16 protein-coding genes are annotated in these 22,732 nt (G+C 72.9%); 7 read left to right on the top strand and 9 right to left on the bottom strand.

Annotated elements, in window-relative coordinates:
* Window positions 1-55 precede the first annotated feature (55 nt).
* Window positions 56-1,531: a xylulokinase gene (locus OERS_RS00995; protein WP_068623682.1), complete on the bottom strand. Its 1,476-nt coding sequence runs from the start codon at window positions 1,529-1,531 to the stop codon at window positions 56-58.
* A 46-nt stretch (window positions 1,532-1,577) separates the two neighbouring features.
* Entirely contained in the window at window positions 1,578-2,759 is a 1,182-nt protein-coding gene (gene xylA / locus OERS_RS00990; RefSeq protein WP_056649586.1) for a xylose isomerase, read from the bottom strand.
* Between the two features lie 93 nt (window positions 2,760-2,852).
* Here xylA and OERS_RS00985 point away from each other — a divergent pair, with 93 nt between their 5' ends.
* Together OERS_RS00985 and OERS_RS00980 are read left to right on the top strand one after the other, a co-directional pair.
* The gene (locus tag OERS_RS00985; protein WP_068623680.1) at window positions 2,853-4,160 is read left to right on the top strand and encodes an ROK family protein; all 1,308 of its coding nucleotides are present in this window, start codon (window positions 2,853-2,855) and stop codon (window positions 4,158-4,160) included.
* 144 nt (window positions 4,161-4,304) lie between these two features.
* Window positions 4,305-5,078 (top strand): ABC transporter ATP-binding protein, encoded by a 774-nt coding sequence (locus OERS_RS00980; RefSeq protein WP_068623679.1) that lies wholly within the window; start codon window positions 4,305-4,307, stop codon window positions 5,076-5,078.
* Between the two features lie 93 nt (window positions 5,079-5,171).
* Here the strand turns inward: OERS_RS00980 and mgrA are convergent, their stop codons facing one another.
* Window positions 5,172-6,215, bottom strand: a complete 1,044-nt coding sequence (gene mgrA / locus OERS_RS00975) for an L-glyceraldehyde 3-phosphate reductase (RefSeq protein ID WP_056649576.1) — start codon at window positions 6,213-6,215, stop codon at window positions 5,172-5,174.
* 44 nt (window positions 6,216-6,259) lie between these two features.
* Complete coding sequence (locus tag OERS_RS00970; RefSeq protein WP_068623677.1) at window positions 6,260-7,309, bottom strand: LacI family DNA-binding transcriptional regulator; 1,050 nt, start codon at window positions 7,307-7,309, stop codon at window positions 6,260-6,262.
* A 238-nt stretch (window positions 7,310-7,547) separates the two neighbouring features.
* Here OERS_RS00970 and OERS_RS00965 point away from each other — a divergent pair, with 238 nt between their 5' ends.
* A complete protein-coding gene (locus OERS_RS00965; RefSeq protein WP_068623675.1) occupies window positions 7,548-10,550 on the top strand; it encodes a discoidin domain-containing protein in 3,003 nt (1,000 codons plus the stop codon).
* 80 nt (window positions 10,551-10,630) lie between these two features.
* Here OERS_RS00965 and OERS_RS00960 read toward each other — a convergent pair whose 3' ends face one another.
* Window positions 10,631-11,701, bottom strand: coding sequence for a LacI family DNA-binding transcriptional regulator (locus tag OERS_RS00960; RefSeq protein ID WP_068623674.1), 1,071 nt, complete (start codon window positions 11,699-11,701; stop codon window positions 10,631-10,633).
* 295 nt (window positions 11,702-11,996) lie between these two features.
* Here OERS_RS00960 and OERS_RS00955 point away from each other — a divergent pair, with 295 nt between their 5' ends.
* Window positions 11,997-14,243, top strand: a complete 2,247-nt coding sequence (locus OERS_RS00955) for a discoidin domain-containing protein (RefSeq protein ID WP_068623672.1) — start codon at window positions 11,997-11,999, stop codon at window positions 14,241-14,243.
* A gap of 122 nt (window positions 14,244-14,365) precedes the next feature.
* Window positions 14,366-15,796 (top strand): DUF1996 domain-containing protein, encoded by a 1,431-nt coding sequence (locus OERS_RS00950; protein ID WP_082849066.1) that lies wholly within the window; start codon window positions 14,366-14,368, stop codon window positions 15,794-15,796.
* A gap of 124 nt (window positions 15,797-15,920) precedes the next feature.
* Here the strand turns inward: OERS_RS00950 and OERS_RS00945 are convergent, their stop codons facing one another.
* A complete protein-coding gene (locus OERS_RS00945) occupies window positions 15,921-18,197 on the bottom strand; it encodes an LLM class flavin-dependent oxidoreductase (protein WP_068623670.1) in 2,277 nt (758 codons plus the stop codon).
* 116 nt (window positions 18,198-18,313) lie between these two features.
* On the opposite strand from OERS_RS00945, the gene OERS_RS00940 reads away from it, so the two are divergent.
* Window positions 18,314-18,832, top strand: a complete 519-nt coding sequence (locus OERS_RS00940; RefSeq protein WP_068623668.1) for a MarR family winged helix-turn-helix transcriptional regulator — start codon at window positions 18,314-18,316, stop codon at window positions 18,830-18,832.
* Window positions 18,833-18,837: 5 nt separating this feature from the next.
* Here OERS_RS00940 and OERS_RS00935 read toward each other — a convergent pair whose 3' ends face one another.
* Window positions 18,838-19,488: a YrhK family protein gene (locus tag OERS_RS00935; RefSeq protein ID WP_056763078.1), complete on the bottom strand. Its 651-nt coding sequence runs from the start codon at window positions 19,486-19,488 to the stop codon at window positions 18,838-18,840.
* A 117-nt stretch (window positions 19,489-19,605) separates the two neighbouring features.
* Window positions 19,606-20,628: a beta-ketoacyl-ACP synthase III gene (locus OERS_RS00930; protein WP_056649554.1), complete on the bottom strand. Its 1,023-nt coding sequence runs from the start codon at window positions 20,626-20,628 to the stop codon at window positions 19,606-19,608.
* 252 nt (window positions 20,629-20,880) lie between these two features.
* On the opposite strand from OERS_RS00930, the gene bsh reads away from it, so the two are divergent.
* Window positions 20,881-21,828, top strand: a complete 948-nt coding sequence (gene bsh / locus OERS_RS00925; protein WP_068623666.1) for a choloylglycine hydrolase — start codon at window positions 20,881-20,883, stop codon at window positions 21,826-21,828.
* Window positions 21,829-21,926: 98 nt separating this feature from the next.
* On the opposite strand, the gene OERS_RS00920 is transcribed toward bsh, so the two are convergent.
* Window positions 21,927-22,732 (bottom strand): alpha/beta fold hydrolase (locus OERS_RS00920; protein WP_068623664.1); only part of this gene is annotated, 806 nt, incomplete at its 5' end.

Below are 22,732 nucleotides of genomic sequence, written 5' to 3'. Positions count from 1 at the left end.
CGAAGGGCCGTCGTCCCTGGAGGAACGACGGCCCTTCCGGCCACGGCACCCGACCTCAGGTCAGGTCGCGCACCGCCGCGTACTGCGCACGGGTCCCGGGCTCGGGAGCCGCGTCGTAGTCGCTGCTCGACGACGTCTCCCACCTCGGGGCCTCCGCCGCACCCGACAGCACCCAGGCTGCCTGGCGAGCGGCGCCGTCGGCCACGTACTCGCCCGGCTCGGGGACCGAGACGGGCAGGCCGAAGACCTGCGGCGCGATGCGCCGGACCGCCTCGGACTGCGCGCCGCCGCCGATCAGCAGCAGCCGCTCGACCCGGACCCCCTGCTCACGCAGGGCGTCGAGGCCGTCGGCCAGACCGCACAGCATGCCCTCGACCGACGCCCGCGCGAGGTGCTCGGGCGTCATGGTGGACAGCCGTATTCCGTGCAGCGTGCCGCTCGCGTCGGGACGGTTGGGCGTGCGCTCGCCCTCGAGGAACGGGACGAGCACGAGCCCGTCGGCCCCCGTGGGCGCCTGGAGCGCGAGCCGGGACAGGCCCGCGTGGTCCACGCCCAGCACCCGCGCGGTCGCGTCGAGGACGCGGCTCGCGTTGAGGGTCACCCCGAGCAGCAGGTAGTTGCCCGTGGCGTCGGCGAAGCCGTTGACGAGCCCGCTCGCGTCGGCCGTGGCCGACGTGGCGATCGCCGAGACGACGCCCGAGGTCCCGATCGAGACCGCGACGTCGCCGGCGCCCATGCCGAGCCCCAGGGCCGCGGCCGCGTTGTCGCCCGCACCGGGCCCGATCAGGGCCCCGCCGCTCACCGCGGCACCGGCGACGGTGGCCGAGGCCACCCCGCCGTCCTCCCCCGGGCCGAGGACCCGGGGCAGCACCACGTCGGAGCGTCCGAGCGCGAGCTCAAGCAGGTCGGTGCGGTACGCACCGCGCCCGTCCTCGGCCGAGGCGTCGAAGTAGCCCGTCCCCGACGCGTCGGAACGGTCGGTCACGAGCGCGCCGAGGTCGGGCTCGAGGCCCTCGCTCCGCGGGCCGTAACCGGCGATCCGCCACGTCAGCCAGTCGTGCGGGAGCGCGACGGCCGCGACGCGCGCGGCGTTCTCCGGCTCGGCGTCGCGCAGCCAGCGCAGCTTGGTGACCGTGAGCGACGCGACGGGCACCGAGCCGACGGCCTCGGCCCATGCCTTGGCGCCGGCGCCGGGGTCCCCGGCACCGAGCTCACGGATCAGGTCGACCGCGGCACCGGCCGAGCGGGTGTCGTTCCACAGGAGCGCGGGACGGATCACCTCGCCGTCGGCGTCGAGCACGACCATGCCGTGCTGCTGCCCGCCCACGGCCAGGGCCGCGACGTCGTCGAGCCCGCCCGCGACGCGGACCGCGGTCCCGAACGCCGTCCACCAGGCGTCGGGCGAGACCTCGGTGCCGTCCGGGTGCGACGCCGAGCCGGAGCGCACGAGCGCCCCGGTCACGGCGTCACGGACGACGACCTTGCAGGACTGCGTCGACGAGTCGACCCCCGCGACGAGACCGCCGCTCATGCTGCACCCCCGCGCGTGTCCGCGGCCGGCACGATTGCGCCCCTCATCAGCCGATCAGGTGCTTGAGCGCGAGCTGGTTGAGGCGCACGAAGCCGAAGTCACGCTCGGCGGCGGCCTCGACGTCGAACTCCTCGTAGGCCGAGCGGTCCGCGAGCAGGTCGGCGACGGACTCGCCCGCACCCAGCGTGCTCTCGCCGAGCTCGAACACGCCCGAGTGCTTGAACGCGGCCTGGACCTCGGGGTCGGCCCGGTACTCGGCGGACTTGCGCGCGAGCATCGAGTAGGTCTCCATGTTGGCCTTGGCGGAGTCCCAGACGCCGACCTCGTTCTCGGTGCGCGAGGGCTTGTAGTCGAAGTGGCGGGGGCCCTCGTAGCGGGGTCCGCCGTTGGGGAAGCCGTTCTCGATGAGGTCGACCGTGAAGAACGCGGAGAGCAGGTCGCCGTGGCCGAACACGAGGTCCTGGTCGAACTTGATGGACCGCTGGCCGTTGAGGTCGATGTGGAAGAGCTTGCCGGCCCACAGCGCCTGCGCGAGGCCGTGCGTGTAGTTCAGGCCCGCCATCTGCTCGTGGCCCGTCTCCGGGTTGAGGCCCACGATGTCGCCGTGCTCGAGCTGCGCGATGAGCGCGAGCGCGTGCCCGATCGTCGGGAGGAAGATGTCGCCGCGGGGCTCGTTGGGCTTGGGCTCGAGCGCGATCTTGATGTCGTAGCCCTGGTCCTTGATGTACGCGGCCGTGAGGTCGAGGCCCTCGGCGTAGCGCTCGTGCGCGGAGTGGAGGTCCTTGGCGCCGTCGTACTCGGTGCCCTCGCGGCCACCCCACATGACGAACGTCTTGGCGCCGAGCGACGCGGTGAGGTCGACGTTGCGCAGCACCTTGCGCAGCGCGTAGCGGCGCACGCCGCGGTCGTTCGAGGTCAGGCCGCCGTCCTTGAAGACGGGGTGGCTGAAGAGGTTGGTCGTGACCATCTCGATGGTCAGGCCGGTCTCGTCGGCGGCCTTCTTGACCTCGCCGAGGAGCTGCTCGCGCGTCGCGTCGTCCGAGCCGAAGGGCACGACGTCGTCGTCGTGGAACGTGAAGCCCCACGCACCGAGGTCCGCGAGCTTGCGGACGGACTCGGCCGGGTCGAGGTGGGGGCGGCTGGCTCCGCCGAACTGGTCCTGGCCGGTCCACCCCACGGTCCACAGGCCGAAGGAAAAGTTGATGTTCTGCTCGGTCGCGTCAGCCACGACAGTCTCCTCGTCGAGATGGGCCGGCTCCTCGAGCAGGCCGCCATTTGTTGTATGGATGAACTTATGTGGTCCTGTCGGTAAGGTCAAGACGTGAACCGCGACGAGTCCTCGACCAGCGTCAGGACGCCCACCAGGGGGCGCTCCACGGCCGCCCGCCAGCACACCCTGCGCGAGTACAACCTCGCCCTGGTCTCGCAGGCGATCTTCGACGCCACGACCCCCAGGTCGCGCGCAGACATCGCGGGGAGCACGGGCCTGACCCGCGCCACGGTGTCCGTCCTGGTCGACCAGCTCATCGAGGCACGGCTCGTACGGGAGCTCCCACCCGCGACGCCACTGCGGGCAGGCCGCCCCGCCGTCCCGCTCACACCCGCCGAGCGGACCGTCGTCGGGCTGGGGCTCGAGGTCAACGTCGACTACCTGGGCGGCACGGTCCTCGACCTCACCGGTCAGGTCGTCGCGCAGGAGGTCGTCCCGGGCGACCTGCACGGCAGCGACCCCGCCGAGGTCCTCGGGCGCCTGGGCGCCCTGGCCCGCCGCCTCGTCGAGGAGGTCGAGGCCCAGGACATGCAGGTCGCGGGCGCACGGCTCGCCCTGCCCGGCCTGGTCGACGCGCGCGCAGGTCGCCTCCAGGTCGCCCCTAACCTCGGCTGGTCCTCGTTCCTGCCCGTCCCGTTGCTCGGCCTGCCCGAGCGCCTGCCGGTCCAGATCGCCAACGAGGCCAACCTCGCGGGGCTCGCGCAGCTCGTGGCCCCGGCCCTGCCGGGCGAGGGGGACCCGCGCGCGGGCTCGACCATCGCACGCACGCCGCACCCGGGGCCCGACGACGTCGCTCCCCCCGTGCCGTCGTCGTTCCTGTACGTCTCGGGCGAGGTGGGCATCGGCTCCGCGATCGTGATCGACCGCGAGCTCTTCCTGGGCAACCGGGGCTGGAGCGGGGAGATCGGGCACGTCGTGGTCGACCCGCACGGGCCCCGGTGCCTGTGCGGGGCCACGGGCTGCCTCGAGCAGTACGCGGGCAAGGACGCGATGCTGCGCGCGGCCGGCATCCCCCTCGACGCACCCGTCGAGAGGTTCCTCGACGCGCTCGAGGAGGGCGCGCCGTCGGCCCTCGACGCCGCTGCCTCGGCCGGGACCGCGCTGGGGCGCGCGCTCGCGAACTTCGTCAACCTCATCGACATCGAGACCGTGCTGCTCGGCGGGATCTACACCGACCTGCTGCCGCACCTGCGCGAGCCCCTGACGGTCGAGCTCACGACGCGCGTCCTCGCGTCGCCGTGGACCGAGCTCGACCTGCGGCCCGCGCTCGTGGCCGGGCACGCGGCCATGATCGGCGGCGCGCGGACGGTGCTGCGGGACGTCGTCGCGGCGCCGTCGGCGTGGACGACCAGCGACTGACGCACGCCCGTCGCGCGCGCGGTGCAGCGCGGGTGTGACCTGCACCGCACCGGAGACCGGGAGAACGCGGGTACCGTCGTTCGTTGGACCATCGGGGACACCCACGCCCCCGCACCGGTTGACCCACCCTCGGAAGGACCGCGCATGACGACGACCCACACCCTCCAGGCGCGCGACCTCTGGGCCGGGCACGGCGGCGCCGACGTCCTGCGCGGCGTCTCGATCGAGCTCTCGGCGGGCCAGGAGCCCGTGGGGATCGTGGGCCCGTCGGGCGTCGGGAAGTCGACGTTCATCAGCGCGCTGCTCGGCGAGATCAAGCCCTCGAGCGGGACCGTGACGTGGGGCGGGCGCACCGTGACCCGCCTGGGCCGTCGCGACAAGAAGACGTTCAAGGCCGCCGTGCGGCGCGTGTCGCAGGACGGCCTGCCCGGGATCGACCCCGCGAGCACCGTGACGCACGTGCTCAAGTCCGGGCTCACCGACGCGCGCAAGGGCGGGCGCCCCTCGGGCCAGTCGATCGAGGACCTGCTCGACCTGGTCGCGCTCGAGCACCGCTACGCCGACCGCCCGCTGCGCACCCTGTCCGGGGGCGAGCGCCAGCGCGTGGCCCTGGCCCGGGCCCTCGCGACGCGCCCGGACATCCTGCTGCTCGACGAGCCGCTCACCGCGCTCGACCCGACCATGCGCGGCGAGATCGCCGGGCGCGTCAAGGACGCCGCGGCACAGCTCGGGACGGGCGTGCTGCTCGTGTCCCACGACCTCGAGCTCGTGCACCGCATGACGACGTCCGCGCACCTGCTGGTCGACGGGGAGTTCGTCGAGTCCGGCCCGCTCCAGCAGGTCCTCGCGGAGAGCGAGCACCCCGTGGTCCGTGAGCTCGCAGAGGCCGCCCCGCTCGCGGTCCAGCGCTGGAGCTGAGCGGAGCGGCCCGGTTCCGGGCCCCCCGGAGCGCGGGACCCGCGGCCGGTCGGACGGCTCGACGCCGCCCGACCGACCGTCAGGACACCGTGCTCAGCGCGTCGTGCCGTCGACCGCGAACGGCTCGATCGCCGCGATCTCCTCGGCCGTGAGCGCGGGGGCGTCGAGCGCGGCGACGTTGTTCTCGAGCTGGGCGACGCTGCTCGCGCCCACGAGCGCCGAGGTGATGCGCTCGTCGCGCAGGACCCAGCTCAGGGCGAGCTGCGCGAGCGACTGGCCGCGTCCGGCTGCGATCTCGTTCAGCGCGCGGGCACGCTCGAGGTACGTCTCGGAGATCGCGGTGGGCTTGAGGAAGTGCCCGACGGCGGCGCGCGAGTCCGCGGGCACCTCGCCCGAGAGGTAGCGGTCCGTCAGCAGGCCCTGCTGGAGCGGCGAGAAGACGATGGTGCCGACGCCGAGGTCCTCGACGACGTCGAGCAGGTTCTCGCCGTCGTCGTGCCCGGCCTCGGGCAGCTCGACGTGCCGGTTGAACATCGAGTAGCTGGGCTGGTGGATGAGCAGCGGGGTACCCAGGTCGGCGAGGATCTGCGCGGCCTCGCGCGTCTGCGACGGCGAGTAGTTGGACACGCCGACGTACAGCGCGCGTCCGCTCACCACGGCCGTGTGGAGCGCGCCCATGGTCTCCTCGAGCGGGACCGTGGGGTCGAACCGGTGCGAGTAGAAGATGTCGACGTAGTCGAGGCCCATGCGGGCGAGCGACTGGTCGAGCGAGGACAGCAGGTACTTGCGCGAGCCGCCGTCGCCGTAGGGGCCGGGCCACATGTCGTAGCCGGCCTTGCTCGAGATCACGAGCTCGTCGCGGTAGGGGCGCAGGTCGCGCGCGAGGTGGCGCCCGAAGTTCTCCTCGGCCGAGCCGTAGGGCGGGCCGTAGTTGTTCGCGAGGTCGAAGTGCGTGATCCCCAGGTCGAATGCGCGGCGCAGGATCGCGCGCTGGTTGTCGAACGGGTTGACGTCACCGAAGTTGTGCCAGAGGCCCAGCGACAGTGCGGGGAGGGCGAGTCCGCTGCGACCGGAGCGCCGGTACGTCATGGACTCGTAGCGGTCGTCGGCAGCGAGGTAGCGGGGTGCAAGAGGCATGCTGCCATTCTGCACCCCGGGCCCGGCCGGGGTCTCCGGCTTTCTCAGGCCGAGTCGCGCACCACGAGGGTCGGGTCGAACACGACCGAGCGCACCTGGCGGTCACCCTCGGCGATCTGCCCGATGAGGAGCCGCGCCATCTCGGCCGCCATCTCCTCGACGGGCTGGCGCACGCTCGTCAGGGCCGGGCGGCACAGGGGCGCGATCGAGCTGTCGTCGAACCCGACCACGGCGACGTCCTCGGGGACGCGCAGGCCACGGGCCTGGATCGCGTGCACGGCACCCTGGGCCATGTAGTCGTTCGCGGCGAACACGCCGTCGAGCCCGGGGACGGTGTCGAGCAGGCGTTCCATCGCGGCCTCGCCGCCCTCGAGCGTGAACTCGCCCGAGACCTCGGGGACGTACGCGCGCCCGTGCCGCGAGACCTCGTCACGGAAGCCCGCGAGGCGCTCCTCGGCCGCGTAGAGGCCCGAGGGCCCCGAGATGACGGCGAGCTCGTCGCAGCCGCGCTCGATGAGGTGCTTGGCCGCGAGCCGCGCGCCGTCGCGGTTGGCGACGTCGACGAAGCTGATGGGCAGCGCGGGCTCGGGTCGCGCGAACAGGACCGCGCGCTGGCCGGCCTCGACGAGCATGCCGGGCAGGGGGTCGTCGGCCTGCGCGGCGACGAGGAGCGCACCGTCGGCGTTGCCCTGGCGGAGGTAGGTCATGACCTGGGCGCGCGCGTCGTCGGTCTCGGCGAGCATGAGCACGGGGTGCAGGTCGTGGGGGCGCAGGGCGCGCACGAACGCGGCGACGATGCGGCCGAAGAACGGGTCCGCGAAGACCTGGCCGGTCATCTGGTTGCCCTCGATCTCCGGGTCGACGCCCGAGATCACGACCGCGACCGTGCCCGTCCTGCCCGTGACGAGCGAGCGGGCCGCGCGGTTGGGCACGTACCCCGTCTCGACGATCGCCTTCTCGACGACCGCCTTGAGGTCGGGCGCGACCTGGCGCTTCTGGTTGATCACCCGGGACACCGTGGCGCGCGAGACTCCCGCCACCCGGGCGACGTCCTCGAGCGTCGGGGGCGTCGAGACTCGGCCGTCCTCACGCATGGGGCGAGGCTAGCAGCGCGGAGCGCGCTCCTGGGACAGCCCCGGGCCCGACGGCGCAGCGCGGCCCCGCGCGTCGGGTCGCGCCCGGCTGTCGCGAAGATCGCGGGAGAGCGCTCTCTTGACGCCGGACCCGCTCCCCTGAATACTGGCCGACATCGTGAGAGAGCGCTCTCTCACGACGTGCGTCCTGCTCGGCGTAGAGCCTGGACGCGGTCGACGACGACCTAGGAGAGAACCGATGCCCTTCTCGCCCCTTCCCACCGTGCCGCCTGCGGCACCCGTCCCGCAGCGCCGGAGACGCCCGTCCCGCCGAGGAGCCGGAGCGGCCCTCGCCCTGGCGGTCGCGGCGGCAGGCCTCGCGGTCCCGCTCGTCCCCGCGGCAGCGGCCGACGGCCCCACGCTCCTGTCCCAGGGCAAGCCCGCGACGGCGTCCTCGACGCAGTCGCCCAACGGCTACCAGGCCGGCGAGGCGTTCGACGGCGACGGCGGCAGCCGCTGGTCGAGCCTGGCGGCCGACCCGCAGTGGATCCAGGTCGACCTGGGCCAGCGGGCCACGATCGACCGGGTCGAGCTCGACTGGGAGGGCGCCTACGGCAAGGGGTACCGGATCCAGACCTCCGACGACGGCACGAGCTGGACCACCCTGAGCACCGTGACGAACGGCGACGGCGGGGCGGACGTGCTCGACGTCGACGGCGCCGGCCGCTACGTCCGCCTGCTCGGCGACGTCCGCGGTACGGGGTACGGCTACTCGCTGTGGGAGTTCCGCGTGTTCGGCGAGCCCGCGGGCGGACCGGTCGACCCGGTGGACCCCGTGGACCCGGTCGATCCCACCAACCCCACGGCCTGCCTGACCGACGTGACCGCGGGAGCCACCGCGACGGCCTCGTCGCAGCAGGGCGACTCGACCCCGGCCAAGGCCGTCGACCAGAACACCAGCACCCGCTGGGGCTCGGTGCTCGACACGACCACGTGGACGGGCCAGGACGACGAGTGGCTCCAGGTGGACCTGGGCGAGGCCAACGAGGTCTGTGGCGTGAGCATCCTCTGGGAGGGCGCGTACGGCAAGGACTACGACATCGAGCTCTCGACCGACGGCTCCACGTGGACCTCCGCCGCGCAGGCGCGCAACCAGGACGGCGGGACCGACGTCGTCACGTTCGACACGACCTCGGCGCGCTACGTGCGCTGGCAGGGCGTCGCCCGCGGGACGACGTTCGGGTACTCGATGTACGAGTTCCGCGTCCTGACCCCCGGCGCCTCGATCGACCCGACGACCGACCTGTTCGGCCCGAACGTCTTCGTGTTCGACCCCTCGATGCCGGACTCCGCGATCCAGCACCAGATCGACACCGTGTTCGCCCAGCAGGAGCAAGACCAGTTCGGCCCCGGCCGGTACCAGTTCCTCTTCACGCCCGGTGAGTACGAGGTCGACGCGCGCATCGGCTTCTACACCTCGCTCTCGGGTGTCGGCCAGGACCCGACCGACGTGACCGTGAAGGGCGGCGACTGGGTCGACGCGCAGTGGTTCGGCGGCAACGCGACCCAGAACTTCTGGCGCTCGGCCGAGAACCTGTCGATCACGCCCGACGACGGCATGGCCCGCTGGGCCACGTCGCAGGCGGCACCGTTCCGCCGCATCCAGGTCAACGGCGGCCTGCAGCTCGACTCGTCGGCCTACGGCTGGTCCTCGGGCGGCTACATCGCCGACACGAACGTGACCGGCGTGGTCGAGTCCTGGACCCAGCAGCAGTGGTACGCCCGCGACAGCTCGGTCGGCGAGTGGAAGGGTGGCGTCTGGAACATGGTCTACTCGGGCGTCGAGGGCACGCTGCCCACGGCCGCGACGTGGCCCAAGCCCCCGGTGACCCGGCTCGACACCACGGGCACCGTCCGTGAGAAGCCCTACCTCTACCTCGACGGCGACAAGTGGGCCGTGTTCGTCCCCGAGCTGCGCGAGGGCACGACGGGCACCACCTGGAAGAACGGCCACACGGCCGGCACGTCGGTCCCGCTCGACGACTTCTTCGTGGCCAAGGAGGGCGACACCGCGGCCGAGATCAACGCAGCCCTGGCCGCCGGCAAGAACCTGCTCATGACCCCGGGCGTCTACCGCGTGGACCAGACGATCCAGGTCGACCGGCCCGGCACGGTCGTCCTGGGCCTCGGCTACGCGACGATCATCCCCGAGCACGGCGGCGTCGGCATGCACGTGGCCGACGAGGACGGCATCACGGTCGCCGGCATCCTGTTCGACGCCGCGGTCACCGAGTCCCCGGCGCTGTTCGTCGTCGGCGACGAGGGCGTCCACACCGACCACTCGGACGACCCGATCGTCCTGCACGACGTGTTCATGCGCGTGGGCGGGGCCGTCGCGGGCAAGGTCGACGCGGCCATGATCATCAACGCCGACGACACCATCGTCGACCACGTGTGGTCGTGGCGCGGTGACCACGGCGAGGGCATCGGCTGGGACCTCAACACGTCCGACTACGGGTTCGTGGTCAACGGGGACGACGTCTCGGCGTACGGCCTGTTCGTCGAGCACTACCAGAAGTACAACACCCTGTGGAACGGCGAGCGGGGCAAGACCGTGTTCTACCAGAACGAGCTGCCGTACGACGTCCCGGACCAGGCGGCCTGGCAGAACGGCGACACCCGAGGGTGGGCGGCCTACAAGGTCGCGGACGGCGTGAAGAACCACGAGGCCTGGGGCCTGGGCTCCTACTCCAACTTCACCTCCGACACCGAGGAGACCGAGATCGTCGTCGACGGCGGCTTCGAGGTCCCCCAGGTGGCCGGCGTCAAGATGCACAACATGCTCGTCGTCTCGCTCGGCGGAGAGGGCATCTTCGAGGCCGTCATCAACGGGGTCGGCCCGCGCGCCGACGGACCGGACACCATCCCGAGCTACGTCGCCTTCTACGGTGGTGTCGACGTGACGCCCGCCCCGGCGCTCGACGTGCAGGCCACGGCCGTCACGCGCTGCGTGGCCGGCAAGGTCCAGCTCGCGGTCACGGCGACCAACAAGGAGGGCGCGCCGGTCGACGTCGCGCTCGCCACGCCGTACGGCACCAAGACGTTCTCCCAGGTGGCGGGTGGCAAGCTCGCGGCGCAGAGCTTCAACGCCCGGGCGGCTGCGGTCGCGGCGGGCAGCACCTCGGTGACCGCGACGGGCACGGTCGACGGGGAGGCCGTCACGACGGTCGTGCCCGCGACGTTCGACGGGAGGACCTGCTGACCTCCTGACCGGGTGACCGACCGGCCCGCCCGGGTCCGCGACACGACGTCGCGGACCCGGGCGGGCCGTCGGCCGGCACCTCAGGCCGAGCCGCGCACCACGAGCGCGGGCTCGAACAGCACCGAGCGCACCGCGAGCGTCGGGTCCTCGATGCGCTCGAGGAGGAGCCGCACCATCTCGCCCGCCATCTCCTCGACCGGTTGACGCACGGTCGTCAGGGCCGGGCGGGCGCGCTGCGCGAGCGCCGTGTCGTCGAAACCGATGACCGCGACGTCCTCGGGGACGCGTCGTCCGGCCTCGTGCAGCACGTCGATCGCCCCCTGGGCCATGAGGTCGTTCCCCGCGAAGACCGCGTCGACCCCGGGCATCTGCTCGAGCAGCGTCCGCATCGCGGCGTCACCGCTCTCGATCGTGAAGTTCCCCTCGACCGACGGCACGTAGGCATGCCCTCGCCGCGCGAGGGCGTCGCGGAACCCGGCGAGCCGGTCGCTCGCCGCGAGCACGCCGAGCGGGCCGGAGATCGCGGCCGGGGCCGACCTGCCGTCGGCCACGAACCGCTCCGCCGCGAGCGCTCCCCCGTCCCGGTTGGCCAGGTCGACGAAGCTGATCGGGAGCGGCGCGGTCGGGCGCGCGAACAGCACGGCGGGGCGCCCGACCTCGACCAGGAGGGCGGGCAGCGGGTCGTCGGCGCGGGTCGAGACGTGCAGGACGCCGTCGGCGTTGCCCTGCCGGACGTACGAGACGACCTGCGCCCGGGCCGCGTCGTCCTCGGCGAGCATGAGGACTGGGTGCACGTCGTGCGGGCGCAGGGCCCGGACGATGCCCGCGACGATACGCCCGAAGAACGGGTCGTCGAACACGTGGCCCGCGTAGCGGCTCCCGCCCGACCCGGGGTCGGTCACGGGATCCGTCTCGGGGTCCGTCCCGGAGATCACGAGCGCGACGCTCCCCGTCCGGCGCGTCACGAGCGTGCGGGCCGCCCGGTGCGGGGCGTAGCCCGTCTCGGCGACCGCGCTCTGCACGAGCTCCTGGAGAGCGGGCGCGACCTTGCGCTTGCCGTTGATGACGCGCGACGCGGTCGCACGCGAGACACCCGCGACGCGCGCGACGTCGTCGAGCGTCGGACCGGCGGAAGGACGAGGTGCTGTCACAGGGGTGACGCTAGCACTGATGGGATAGCGCTTTCCCGGCTTCCGCAGACACGCCAACGCCCGGAAGCGAGACAATCACTGGCTTCCTGGACCCCTCCAGCACCCGCGCCGGCTCCGGGAACTTCACCCCGGCCGCACGAACGTGGGAACCGTTCCCTTGACAGCCCTGCCGAACGCCGGAATACTCCGAATTCGGATGAGAGCGCTCTCCCGGATGGATCCAGCTCGACGAAGAACTGACTCCCGGAGCCTGCCGACGACGGCCAGGACTCCTGTCTCCCCCGAGAGGTAGAACATGAGACCCCCGCACACCCCTGCCAGACCGCAGCACCGGAGGCGGCGCAGCCTGACCGCGCTCGCCTTGTCGCTGCTCGTCGCGTCCGCGACCCTGGTACCCGTCGGAGCCGCCGAGGCGGCCCCGACCCTGCTGTCCCAGGGCAAGCCGGCCACCGCGTCGTCGGTCGAGAACCCCGACTACACGCCCGCCTCGGCAGCAGTCGACGGCAACCCCGGCACGCGCTGGGCCAGCGCCTGGTCGGATCCCCAGTGGATCCAGGTCGACCTCCAGCAGCGCTCGACGATCGAGCGCGTCGAGCTCCAGTGGGAGTCGGCGCACGCCAAGGCGTACCAGATCCAGGTCTCGGACGACGCCACGACCTGGACCGACGTCTACTCGACGCAGAGCTCGACCGGCGGTGACCAGACGCTCGCCGTCACGGGCGCCGGCCGCTACGTCCGGCTCCTCGCGACGCAGCGCGCCACGGGCTACGGGAGCTCCCTGTGGGAGCTCAAGGTCTTCGGCACGCCGGGCGCCGGCCCCGTCGATCCTGTCGATCCCGTCGACCCGACCGACCCCGACTACGTGAACCCGGGCCACCCGAACGTGCCCGTGCCGGACTCGGGTCCGAGCACCGTGAAGGTCGTGGGCAGCAGCGGCGACTGGGACCTCCAGGTCGACGGCAAGCCGTACACGGTCAAGGGCTTCACCTGGGGACCGGCGTTCGCCTCGGCCGACCACTACATGGGTCCGCTCGTCGCCATGGGCGCCAACACGGTCCGCACGTGGGGCACGGGGGCCGACACGAAGCAGCTGCTCGACTCCGCGGCCGCTCACGACGTCCGCGTGGTCATGGGCTTCTGGCTCCTGCCGGGCGGCGGACCGGGCTCGGGCGGGTGCATCAGCTACACGACCGACGCCGGCTACAAGTCGACGACCAAGGCCGACATCCTCCGCTGGGTCGAGACCTACAAGAACCACCCGGGCGTCCTGATGTGGAACATCGGCAACGAGGCGATCCTGGGCCTGCAGAACTGCTTCTCGGGCGCGGTCCTCGAGGCCGAGCGCAACGCGTACGCCGCGTTCGTCAACGAGGTCAGCGTCGCGATCCACCAGATCGACCCGAACCACCCCACGACCAACACCGACGCCTGGGCCGGCGCTTGGCCGTACCTCAAGGCCAACGCCCCGGACCTCGACCTGCTCTCGATCAACGCCTACGGCGACGTGTGCAACATCCGCGAGAACTGGGAGGCTGGCGGCTACGACAAGCCCTACCTGCTGACCGAGGGCGGCGCGGCCGGCGAGTGGGAGGTGCCGGACGACGTCAACGGCGTGCCCGACGAGCCGACCGACATCGAGAAGGGCGCGGCGTACGTCTCGTCCTGGAAGTGCCTCATGGAGCACGAGGGCAAGGCGCTCGGCGCGACGTTCTTCCACTACGGCACCGAGGGCGACTTCGGCGGTGTCTGGTTCAACGTGATCCCGGGCGACAACAAGCGCCTCGGCTACTACTCGATCGCCAAGGCGTGGGGCGTCGACACGTCCGCCATGAACACCCCGCCCCGCATCCAGAGCATGGACGTGCCGGGCTCGACGAGCGTCGTCGCCGGGTCGTCGGTGAACCTGAACCTGACCGCGACGGACCCCGACGGTGACCCGATCAACTACGTCGCCTTCTTCAACAGCAAGTACATCGACGGGGCGGGCGGGCTCGCCTGGACCGCGCTCACGCAGACCGCTCCCGGGAAGTTCACGGTCACCGCGCCCGAGCGCCTCGGCGTGTGGAAGGTCTACGTGTTCGCCGAGGACGGCCAGGGCAACGTGGGCGTCGAGACCAGGTCGCTGCGCGTGGTCCCGCCCGCGGTCCAGGGCACGAACCTCGCGCTGGGCAAGCCCGCCACCGCGTCGAGCTTCGACCCGTGGAACGGCGACTACTCGGCCGCCCGTGCGGTCGACGGCGACCTGGGGACGCGCTGGGCCAGCCAGTGGGGCCCGACGGCCTGGTTCCAGGTCGACCTGGGCTCGGTCCGGTCGTTCGACCACCTCCAGCTCGTGTGGGAGGCGGCCTACGGGAAGTCGTACGAGGTCCAGACCTCGGACGACGGCTCGACGTGGTCGACCGTCAAGACCGTCACGGGCGGCAACGGCGGCGTCGACGACATCGACGTCGCGGGGTCCGGGCGCTACGTGCGACTGAACCTCACGGAGCGCGGCACCGAGTGGGGCTACTCGCTCTTCGAGCTCGGCGTCTACGCGCGCTGACCAGACCCCGGGTGGGAGCGGCGCCCCGCTCCCACCCGGACCCGCGCCCTGGGGCCACCGCTCGGTGGTGGGCGCGTCGCGCTCCGGCGCGGCCTCCCGACGACGACGTCACAGGAGGAAGCATGCACCGCACCACTCTCACGTCCCGCCGAGCGCCCGGGGACGCCCCGCAGCGCCACGGCAGGCCGCGTGCCCGACGACGGACCCGCGCCCTGGTGGGTTCGCTCTCGGTCGCAGCGTTGGTCACCTCGTCCGCGATCGCGATCGGCGCGGCCGGAGTGGCGAGCGCCGCACCGGGCAACCTGCTCTCGCAAGGAGCGCTGACCGAGGCCTCGAGCTCGGAGTCCGGCGGGCTCGGCCCGCGCTTCGCGGTCGACGGCGACCGGTCCACCCGGTGGGCCAGCTCCCCGGGCGACGACCAGTGGTTCCGCGTGGACCTGGGCGACTCGTTCGCGCTCGACACGGTGGTCCTCGACTGGGAGGCCGCGTACGGCAAGGCGTTCACGATCCAGGTGTCCGACGACGCCGCGACCTGGACCACCGCGGCGACCGTCACGGCCGGCACGGGCGGGCGCCAGACGCTCGACGTCGACGCGACGGGTCGCTACGTCCAGCTCGTCGGGACCCAGCGAGCCACGGGCTACGGCTACTCGTTGTACGAGCTCGAGGTCTTCGGGGACGGCACGCCCGTCGAGGCGCCCGAGACCCCGGGGTTCGACGACGAGGTCACGCACCACGAGTTCCAGGCGAACTGCTCGTTCTCGCACTTCGAGAAGGACGACCCGATCGTCTTCCCGGGCCAGCCCGGCGCCTCGCACCTGCACACGTTCGTCGGCAACCGGTCGACCGACGCCTTCACGACGCCCGAGTCGCTCTTCGCGAGCACGGACTCGACGTGCACCGTGCCGCAGGACCACTCGTCGTACTGGTTCCCCGCGCTCTACCGCGGGGACACCCCGATCGCGCCGGACATCCCCATGACGATCTACTACAAGTCCGGGATCGACGACTACACCAAGGTCGTCCCGTTCCCCGCGGGCCTGGAGTTCGTGGCGGGCGACATGATGGCGACCGTCGACTCGTTCCGCACGGCTCCGGGAGCGGTCGAGGGCTGGGAGTGCGGCGAGATCTCCAAGAGCTGGTCGATCCCGGACAGCTGTGCCCCCGGCAGCCAGCTCAACCTGCGCTACCAGTCGCCGAGCTGCTGGGACGGCAAGCACCTGACGCCCGGTGCCGCCTCGCACATGGGGCACGGCACGCACATGGCCTACCCCGTCGCGGGGCAGTGCCCCATGACCCACCCGGTCGCGGTGCCCATGCTCGAGTTCAAGATCGCCTGGCCCGTGAGCGGTGACATGTCGGACGTGCGGCTGGCCAGCGGCTCGGACCAGTCGTGGCACTACGACTTCATCAACGCCTGGGAGCCGGACGTCCTGGCTGCGCTCGTCAAGCAGTGCATCAACGGCGGCCTGCAGTGCAACCCGCGCGGCTACGACCTCTACAAGCCGCACCGGGGGACGGTCCTCGACGAGGACTTCAACCTGGTCGGCTGACCCGAGCTCGACCCCGCGGCGGCCCACCAGGTCGGGGCGGGGTCGAGGACGTCGGCCGACGACACAGGGCCCCGAGCCGTCAGGGGGCGGCTCGGGGCCCTGCGTCGTCCGCCGTGGGGACCGGTCAGGCGTCGGCCGGCGGGATCGGGAAGTTCGCCGAGAACAGGTTGGTCGGGTCCACCTGGCGCTTGACCTGGCGCAGGCGCGTCAGCGTGGGCTCGGGGAACGCCTCGAGCAGGCGCTCGGGGCGCGCGTCGGTCTCGAACGACAGGTAGAGCCCGTCGGTGTGCGGGTGCACCAGGTCGTCCCACACGCCGTCGATCCCCGCTGCGCCTCCCCGCGACCCGAACGCGGCGACCGAGAAGTTCTGGGTGCGGTGCGCATAGGCCGTCGCGTCGGCCGCGACGTCGTTGACCGCGCCGCCGACCGCGCGGAGCTGGAGGAGCTGCGCCGCGCCGCTCCCGAGGAAGCGGGCGAGGTCGCGGGCCGTGGCCTGGTCGACGTGCTCGAGCAGCCCCGAGCGCGATCCCGGTTCTCCGCCGCCCGAGTGCTGGGCGTCGGCCCGGCGCACGATCCCCGAGTACGGGGTGAGCACCGCCTGGTGGTCGAGCAGCGGCGCCGAGTCGGCGAGGCTCTCGAGCGCGCGGATCGCGGCGTCGGTGTCGTCGTCGGCCCACACGGTCATGAGCTGGGCCATGGGCCCGCGTCCGCCCCGGCCCGCGCTCATGTGCAGGAAGCTCGTGAGCTCGCGCGGCGCGGCCTCGACCGTCGCGGCCCAGCGCTCGAGCAGGCCGGCGGTGTCCGAGGCGTCGAGCACCATGATCGAGTAGACGAGGTCCGTCACGGGCGTCGCCTCGACGTCGACCCAGGTCACGACGCCCATGTTGCCGCCCGCCCCGCGCAGCGCCCAGAAGAGCTCGGGCTCGTTCCGGGCGTCCACGACGCGCACCCGCCCGTCCGCCGTGACGACCTCGGCCGCGACGACGTGGTCGATCGTCAGGCCGTGCTTGCGGCCCATGAGGCCGATCCCGCCCGTCGTGGCCAGCCCTCCGACCCCCACGCCCCCGGAGTCCCCCGAGCTGATCGCGAGCCCGTGGGGCGAGAGGACCTCGGCGACCTGACCCCAGGTCCCACCGGCGCCCAGCCGCACGCGGCGCGACCCGTCGTCGGGCACGACGACCTGGTCCAGGGCGCCGACGTCGAGCAGGACCCCTCCGTCGTTGGTCGAGCGCCCGCTGATGCCGTGGCCGGCCGACCGCACCGCGAGCGGTACGTCCTGCTCCCGTGCCCAGACGACGGCCTCGGCGACCTCGTCCGCGCTGCGCGGACGGAGCACGACGCCCGGGGCCCCCGAGCGCATGTAGGTGTGCCGCACCGCGTCGTACGCACGGTCCCCGGGCTCGACCGCGCGCTCGCCCAGGGCGGCGGGGAGCGAGTCGTAGTCGATGCCCTCGCGTCGCGCGGCGAGGGCAGCGGCCCCGCGGCGACGTGCGGCCGGCGCCGTGCCGGCGGACCGGCGCGCGGTCGCGACGAGCTCGCGCAGCGCGGGCGCGACCTCCTCGCCGAAGACCTGGATCTCGCGCGGGTCGTCGGTCGCGAGGACGAACCCCGAGACGCCGTCCTCGAGCGCGAGCGCGCCGAGCTCCTCGACCCACTGCTCGGGAGGCCCCTGGAGGTAGCCGAGTCGGCTCGTGGAGAACTTGCCGTTGACGTTGAGCATGCGGCGCACCGCGCTCGGGTCTCGGCCCGCGGCGAGAGCGGCCTCGTCGATCACGGCGTTGCCCTTGGCCAGGTCGCCGGGCTGGAGGTAGGACAGCGAGGGCAGCCAGCCGTCACCCTTGCGGCCGATGAGCCGCTGCATGCGGGGCTTGACCGCCCCGATCCACAGCGGGACGTCGTGCGCCGGGGCGGGGCCGCGCTTGGCGCCGTCGACCTGGTGGTGCGTGCCGTGCACGCGCAGGGGCGTCCGGTCGCTCGTGTCCCAGATGCCTCGGATGATGTCGATGGCCTCCTCGAGCGCCGTGACGGCCTCACCCGGCGCGAGGCGCGGCGTGCCCATGGCCTCGATGGCGTCCCAGAACGCGCCGGCCCCCAGGCCCATGGCGAACCGGCCGCCCGAGAGCAGGTCGAGGCTCGCCCCGGCACGGGCCAGCACGGCCGGCGGGCGCAGCGGCAGGTTGAGGACGTTGCCCGCGACCTGCACGCGCTCGGTCGACGCGGCGACCCACGTCATGAGGGTCCAGGCGTCGAGGAAGGCCGGCTGGTAGGGGTGGTCCTGGAAGGTCACGAGGTCCAGGCCCGCGTTCTCGGCGAGCTGCGCGAGACGCACGGGCGCCTGCGGGTCGCGGTTCTGCGGGGTGTGGAAGGTACCGAGGATGAGGTCGTGGCCGTAGTCCGTCATGCGTGCGCGCTCCGTGTGCCGCGAGAGCGGCGGTCGTCTCCAAGATCGTCTGAGTTACAGACGATATCACCAGCAACTCATCTTCTCTCTAGATCATTCCGTTGTATCCTGGGGGCGTGACCCTCGCGACGCCGGACACCTCCCGCTCCCCCAGCCCTCTCGGCTGGTCGCTCACCGCGCTCCTGCGCGAGTGGAGCGCTCGCGTCGACGCGCTCGCCCAGGACCTGCCCGACGGGACGCGCGGCTACCAGGTGCTCTCCGCCGTCGTGCACGACACCCCGCCCAGCCAGGCCGCGCTCGCGGCGCGGCTCGGGATCGACCGGACCGTCATGACCTACCTGATCGACAAGTACGTCGACTGCGACCTCGTCGAGCGCCAGGCCGACCCCACCGACCGCCGGACCCGGCGCATCGTCGCGACCGGCAAGGGGCGCACGGTCCTCGCCGAACTCGACGCGCGCGTCGCGGCGGCCGAGGAGGACCTGCTCGCGGGGCTCGACCCCGCGGACCGCGCGACCCTGCGGCGCCTCCTCGAGCGCGCCGCCGACGGCGCGGCGCACGACGAGGACCGGTGCGCCGTCGTCGTGCAGGGCATGGACGCCGTGACCGCGCCGCGCGTCCGCACCGCGCGGTAACCGGCTCACGACGCGGCGGGCGGCACGTCCTCGCCGATCGTGCGGCGCGACAGCAGCGCCGCGACCAGGAAGCACACCGCGCCGAGCAGCGTGCCGAGGTTGGCCCAGAACGCGCTCACGAGCGAGTCCGTCTGCGGCACCACGTACGCGCCCACGGCCGAGGCGCCGAACGCGACCGAGCCCACCAGGTTGAGCCACGTCCCGTGCCACGTGCGCGCGTCCGCGTCCCACAGGTGACCGCGGTCCCGGGTCGCGACGACCGCGAACGCGCTCGAGACCAGGAACGCGACCGACCCGTAGGCGTCGGGCCGCCAGCCCGCGCCCAGGCGCGTGGGGTCGGCGATCGCCGCGCCCAGCGCGGCCGCCGTGCTGATGTTGAAGAAGAGGGTCCCGGCGAGCTGGACGGCCGCGGCCCACCAGTCCCAGCGGTCGGCCGGGAGGGTCCCCCTGCGGGGCACCCGGCGTCCGCTCAGGCTCAGCTGGATCGCCGCGGCGAGCGTGAAGAAGACCGAGCCGACGCAGAACGTCACGCCCACCGCGACGGGTCCCACGGCCTGGGCGTAGAACGGCACCGCGCCGACCAGAAAGCACGCCGACCCGACGACGAACCCCCACGCCTCGCGGCGCAGGCGGCGCACGCGCACGTCACGAGCCATGCGCCCAGCGTGGCACGCCGTCGTCCGGCCGTCTCGGCGGGACCTGCCCCACGGGCCGGTCCGGCCGTCTCGGCGGGCAGCGGGCAGCCCGCGGCCCACCGGTCGACGGCGGGCGGATCAGCGCGAGGGCGTCTCCACGACCTGCCCGGCCCACGCGAAGCCTCCGCCGAAGCCGATGAGCAGCGCGGGCACGCCCGCGGGGATCTTGCCCGAGTGCCACCACTTCGACAGGCCCAGCGGGATGCTCGCGGCCGAGGTGTTGCCCGACTCGGTGATGTCCGTGACGACGACCTTGTCCTCGAGGCCCAGCGCCTTGGCGAGCGGCTCGATGATCCGCAGGTTCGCCTGGTGCGCGACGAGCACCTCGATGTCGTCGAGCGTCAGGCCCGACTTCTCGACCGCGGCACGCGCCCGGTCCGCCGCGCGCGTGATGGCCCAGCGGAAGACCGCGCGCCCGTCCTGCACGAACTTCTCGTCCGGGGCCTCGATGAGCACGGCCGGGGTCAGCTCGGGCTCCGAGCCCCACGCGACCGGCCCGATCCCCGGGGTGTCGGTGCCCTGCACCACGAACGCCCCCGCGCCGTCGGCCGTGAGGATGCACGTCACGCGGTCGGTCCAGTCCGTGAAGTCGGTCAGCTTCTCGGCGCCGATCACGAGGGCCGTGGTCGCGGCCCCCGTGCGGATCGCCTGGTCCGCGAGGCCCAGGGCGTGCGCGAAGCCCGAGCACGCGACGTTGACGTCCAGGATCACGGGCCCGACGACGCCGCGCAGGTCGGGTGCGTCCTCCTCCTCGGGCGTGGACTGGCCGGGCATGACACCCGTGCGCAGGTTGTACGCCACCCGGCCCGCGGTGTTGGGCGAGCGGTCGCGCGCCGTGGCCGTCGCGACGATGACCATGTCGACCGCGCTCGCCGCGATGCCGGCGTCCTCGAGCGCGTGGCGCGCCGCCGCGGTCGCCATGTCGGCCACGGTCTCGTCCTCGGCCGCGACGTGACGCGTCACGATCCCGGTGCGCGACCGGATCCACTCGTCGTTGGTCTCGACCAGCTGAGCGATGTCGTCGTTGGTGAGCGTCCGCTCGGGCTGGTGGTGGCCGATCCCGACGATGCGCGAGCCGGCGGCTCCGGTGAGGGTGAGCATGGGTCGATCATTCCCCCGGGTGGGCGGATCGACCAAGTCGCCGGTCCGTGCGCCCGACCTCTTGCGCGACCTGGACGACCTCGTGGGACGAGGCGCGCGGGGGCGTGGCCCCGGCCCTGGAGCGCTCGATGCTCGCGGTCTCGCTGAGCACGACCGTCGATCAGAGACGACCATGGAAGGACGGGGGCACGACGCGGGGCACGGCGGACCGCGTCCGCCTCGCCTTGCATCGACGACGACAGGGGTACAGCTATGTGCACGGGAATCAGGTTCTCGGACGGGCAGGGGAACGTCTACCTCGCACGGAACCTCGACTGGACGAGCGGGTACGGGGAGCAGGTGGTGGTCACCCCCACGGGGTACGCACCGAGGTCACCGTTCGGCGCGGTGCCCAGCATCGAGCACGCTGTCATCGGCATGGGCATCGTCGAGGAGGACACCCCGCTCTACTTCGACTGCGGCAACGACGCGGGCCTGGCCGTCGCGGGGCTCAACTTCCCGGGGTACGCGGAGTACGCCACCGGCCCCGTCGACGGCGCGGTCAACGTCGCCGCCTACGAGTTCCCGCTGTGGGTGGCGTCGCAGTTCGCGAGCGTGGACGAGGTCGAGGCCGCGCTCAAGGACGTGGCGATCGTCGACAAGCCGATCAACGACAAGTACCCGAGCTCGCTGCTCCACTGGTTCATCGGCGACGCGCACCGCTCGATCGTCGTGGAGTACACGAGCGACGGCATGCAGGTCTTCCACGACGACGTCGACGTCCTGACGAACCAGCCCGGGTTCTCCTGGCACCACGAGAACCTGCGCAACTACCTCAACACCTCGCCCGAGTTCCCCCAGGACACCGTGCTCGGCAGCGCGCACCTCACTCCGTTCGGCTCGGGCTCGCACATGCGGGGGATCCCCGGGGACTACTACTCGCCCTCCCGGTTCGTCCGCGCCGCGTACGTCAACAACCACTACCGGGCCAAGGGGACCGAGGAGGAGAACGTCAGCCGGGCGTTCCACACGCTGCAGCAGGTCGCGATGGTCGACGGGTGCGCCGCGATGGGGTCGGGCGAGTTCGAGATCACGATCTACACCGGGCTCTTCTCCTCCCGGACCACGACCTACTACTGGAACACCTACGAGGACCCGGCGGTCCGCAGCGTCGCGCTCGCCGACCACCCGACGGACGGCGACAAGCTCGTCCTCGCGTAGACGTCCGCCGGCTGCGCCGGCGCGGGACCGGGCCCCGGAGGGTGTGCGGGGCCCGGTCGGTGCGGGGCCGGACGAGCACCGAGCGACCGAGGTCCCGCTCACCCCCCGATCATCGAGCCCTCGACCTCGGCCAGCAGTTCGTCGACCAGGCCCAGGAACGCCGACGGGTCGTCGCGCCGCACGCAGTGCCCCGCCCCGGCGACCCGCACGACCCGGCCCCTGCCCGCGAGGACCTGCTCGGCTCGGCGCGCGCCGTCGTCGGGCACGAGCGAGTAGCTCGACGCCTCGCCCGCCGCGACCACGACCGGCACCCGCCCGTCGAACGCGACGGGCCAGTCGCGCGCGGTCCACTCGTGCGGGACCTCCAGCAGGCGCGGCGAGACCGCTCGCTGGGCGCGGGCCCAGGGCTCCGACTCCTCGGGCGACCACTGCGGGAAGCGGGCGCGGAAGTCGGCCGCGAGCTCCGCCGTCGGGCGTCCGCGGGCCGCCTCGATGCCGGGCGCGAGGAAGAGCGGCCGCCCGCCCTCGTCGTGCTGGGCGTCGAGCACGCCCCACGCCGGGTCCTCCAGGACCAGGCCGAGGACCAGGTCGGGGTGGCGCAGCGCGAGCTCCTGCGCCGTCAGGCCACCCATCGAGTGCCCGACGACGACCGCCGGGCGCCCGAGCACGTCCCGGACCGCGCGGGCCGCGTCGTCCGCGAGCGCCGCGAGCGTGAACGGCTCGTCGGGCAGCTCGGAACCTCCGTGGCCGCGCGCGTCGAGCGTCAGGACGTCGCGCGTGCGGACGAGGTGTCGGACCGTGCCGGGCCAGCACTCCCCCGAGTCGGTCACGCCGTGCAGGAGCAGCACGGCGTGACCGACTCGGGGGAGTGCTGGCCCGGCACGGTCCGACACCTCGTCCGCAC

The sequence above is a fragment of the Oerskovia enterophila genome (assembly GCF_001692445.1).
In the GTDB taxonomy this organism is placed as follows: Bacteria; Actinomycetota; Actinomycetes; order Actinomycetales; family Cellulomonadaceae; genus Oerskovia; species Oerskovia enterophila.
Note: the sequence above shows the minus strand (reverse complement) of the source record. Positions and strands in the feature narration are given on the sequence as shown.

Excerpts from the sequence above, each read along its gene's own strand:
- bsh (WP_068623666.1), top strand. The coding sequence starts at position 20,881 with ATGTGCACGGGAATCAGGTTCTCGGACGGGCAGGGGAACGTCTACCTC.
- OERS_RS00930 (WP_056649554.1), bottom strand. The coding sequence starts at position 20,628 with ATGCTCACCCTCACCGGAGCCGCCGGCTCGCGCATCGTCGGGATCGGC.
- OERS_RS00955 (WP_068623672.1), top strand. The coding sequence starts at position 11,997 with ATGAGACCCCCGCACACCCCTGCCAGACCGCAGCACCGGAGGCGGCGC.
- OERS_RS00970 (WP_068623677.1), bottom strand. The coding sequence starts at position 7,309 with ATGCGTGAGGACGGCCGAGTCTCGACGCCCCCGACGCTCGAGGACGTC.
- mgrA (WP_056649576.1), bottom strand. The coding sequence starts at position 6,215 with ATGCCTCTTGCACCCCGCTACCTCGCTGCCGACGACCGCTACGAGTCC.
- OERS_RS00945 (WP_068623670.1), bottom strand. The coding sequence starts at position 18,197 with ATGACGGACTACGGCCACGACCTCATCCTCGGTACCTTCCACACCCCG.
- OERS_RS00950 (WP_082849066.1), top strand. The coding sequence starts at position 14,366 with ATGCACCGCACCACTCTCACGTCCCGCCGAGCGCCCGGGGACGCCCCG.
- OERS_RS00935 (WP_056763078.1), bottom strand. The coding sequence starts at position 19,488 with ATGGCTCGTGACGTGCGCGTGCGCCGCCTGCGCCGCGAGGCGTGGGGG.
- OERS_RS00980 (WP_068623679.1), top strand. The coding sequence starts at position 4,305 with ATGACGACGACCCACACCCTCCAGGCGCGCGACCTCTGGGCCGGGCAC.
- OERS_RS00965 (WP_068623675.1), top strand. The coding sequence starts at position 7,548 with ATGCCCTTCTCGCCCCTTCCCACCGTGCCGCCTGCGGCACCCGTCCCG.
- OERS_RS00995 (WP_068623682.1), bottom strand. The coding sequence starts at position 1,531 with ATGAGCGGCGGTCTCGTCGCGGGGGTCGACTCGTCGACGCAGTCCTGC.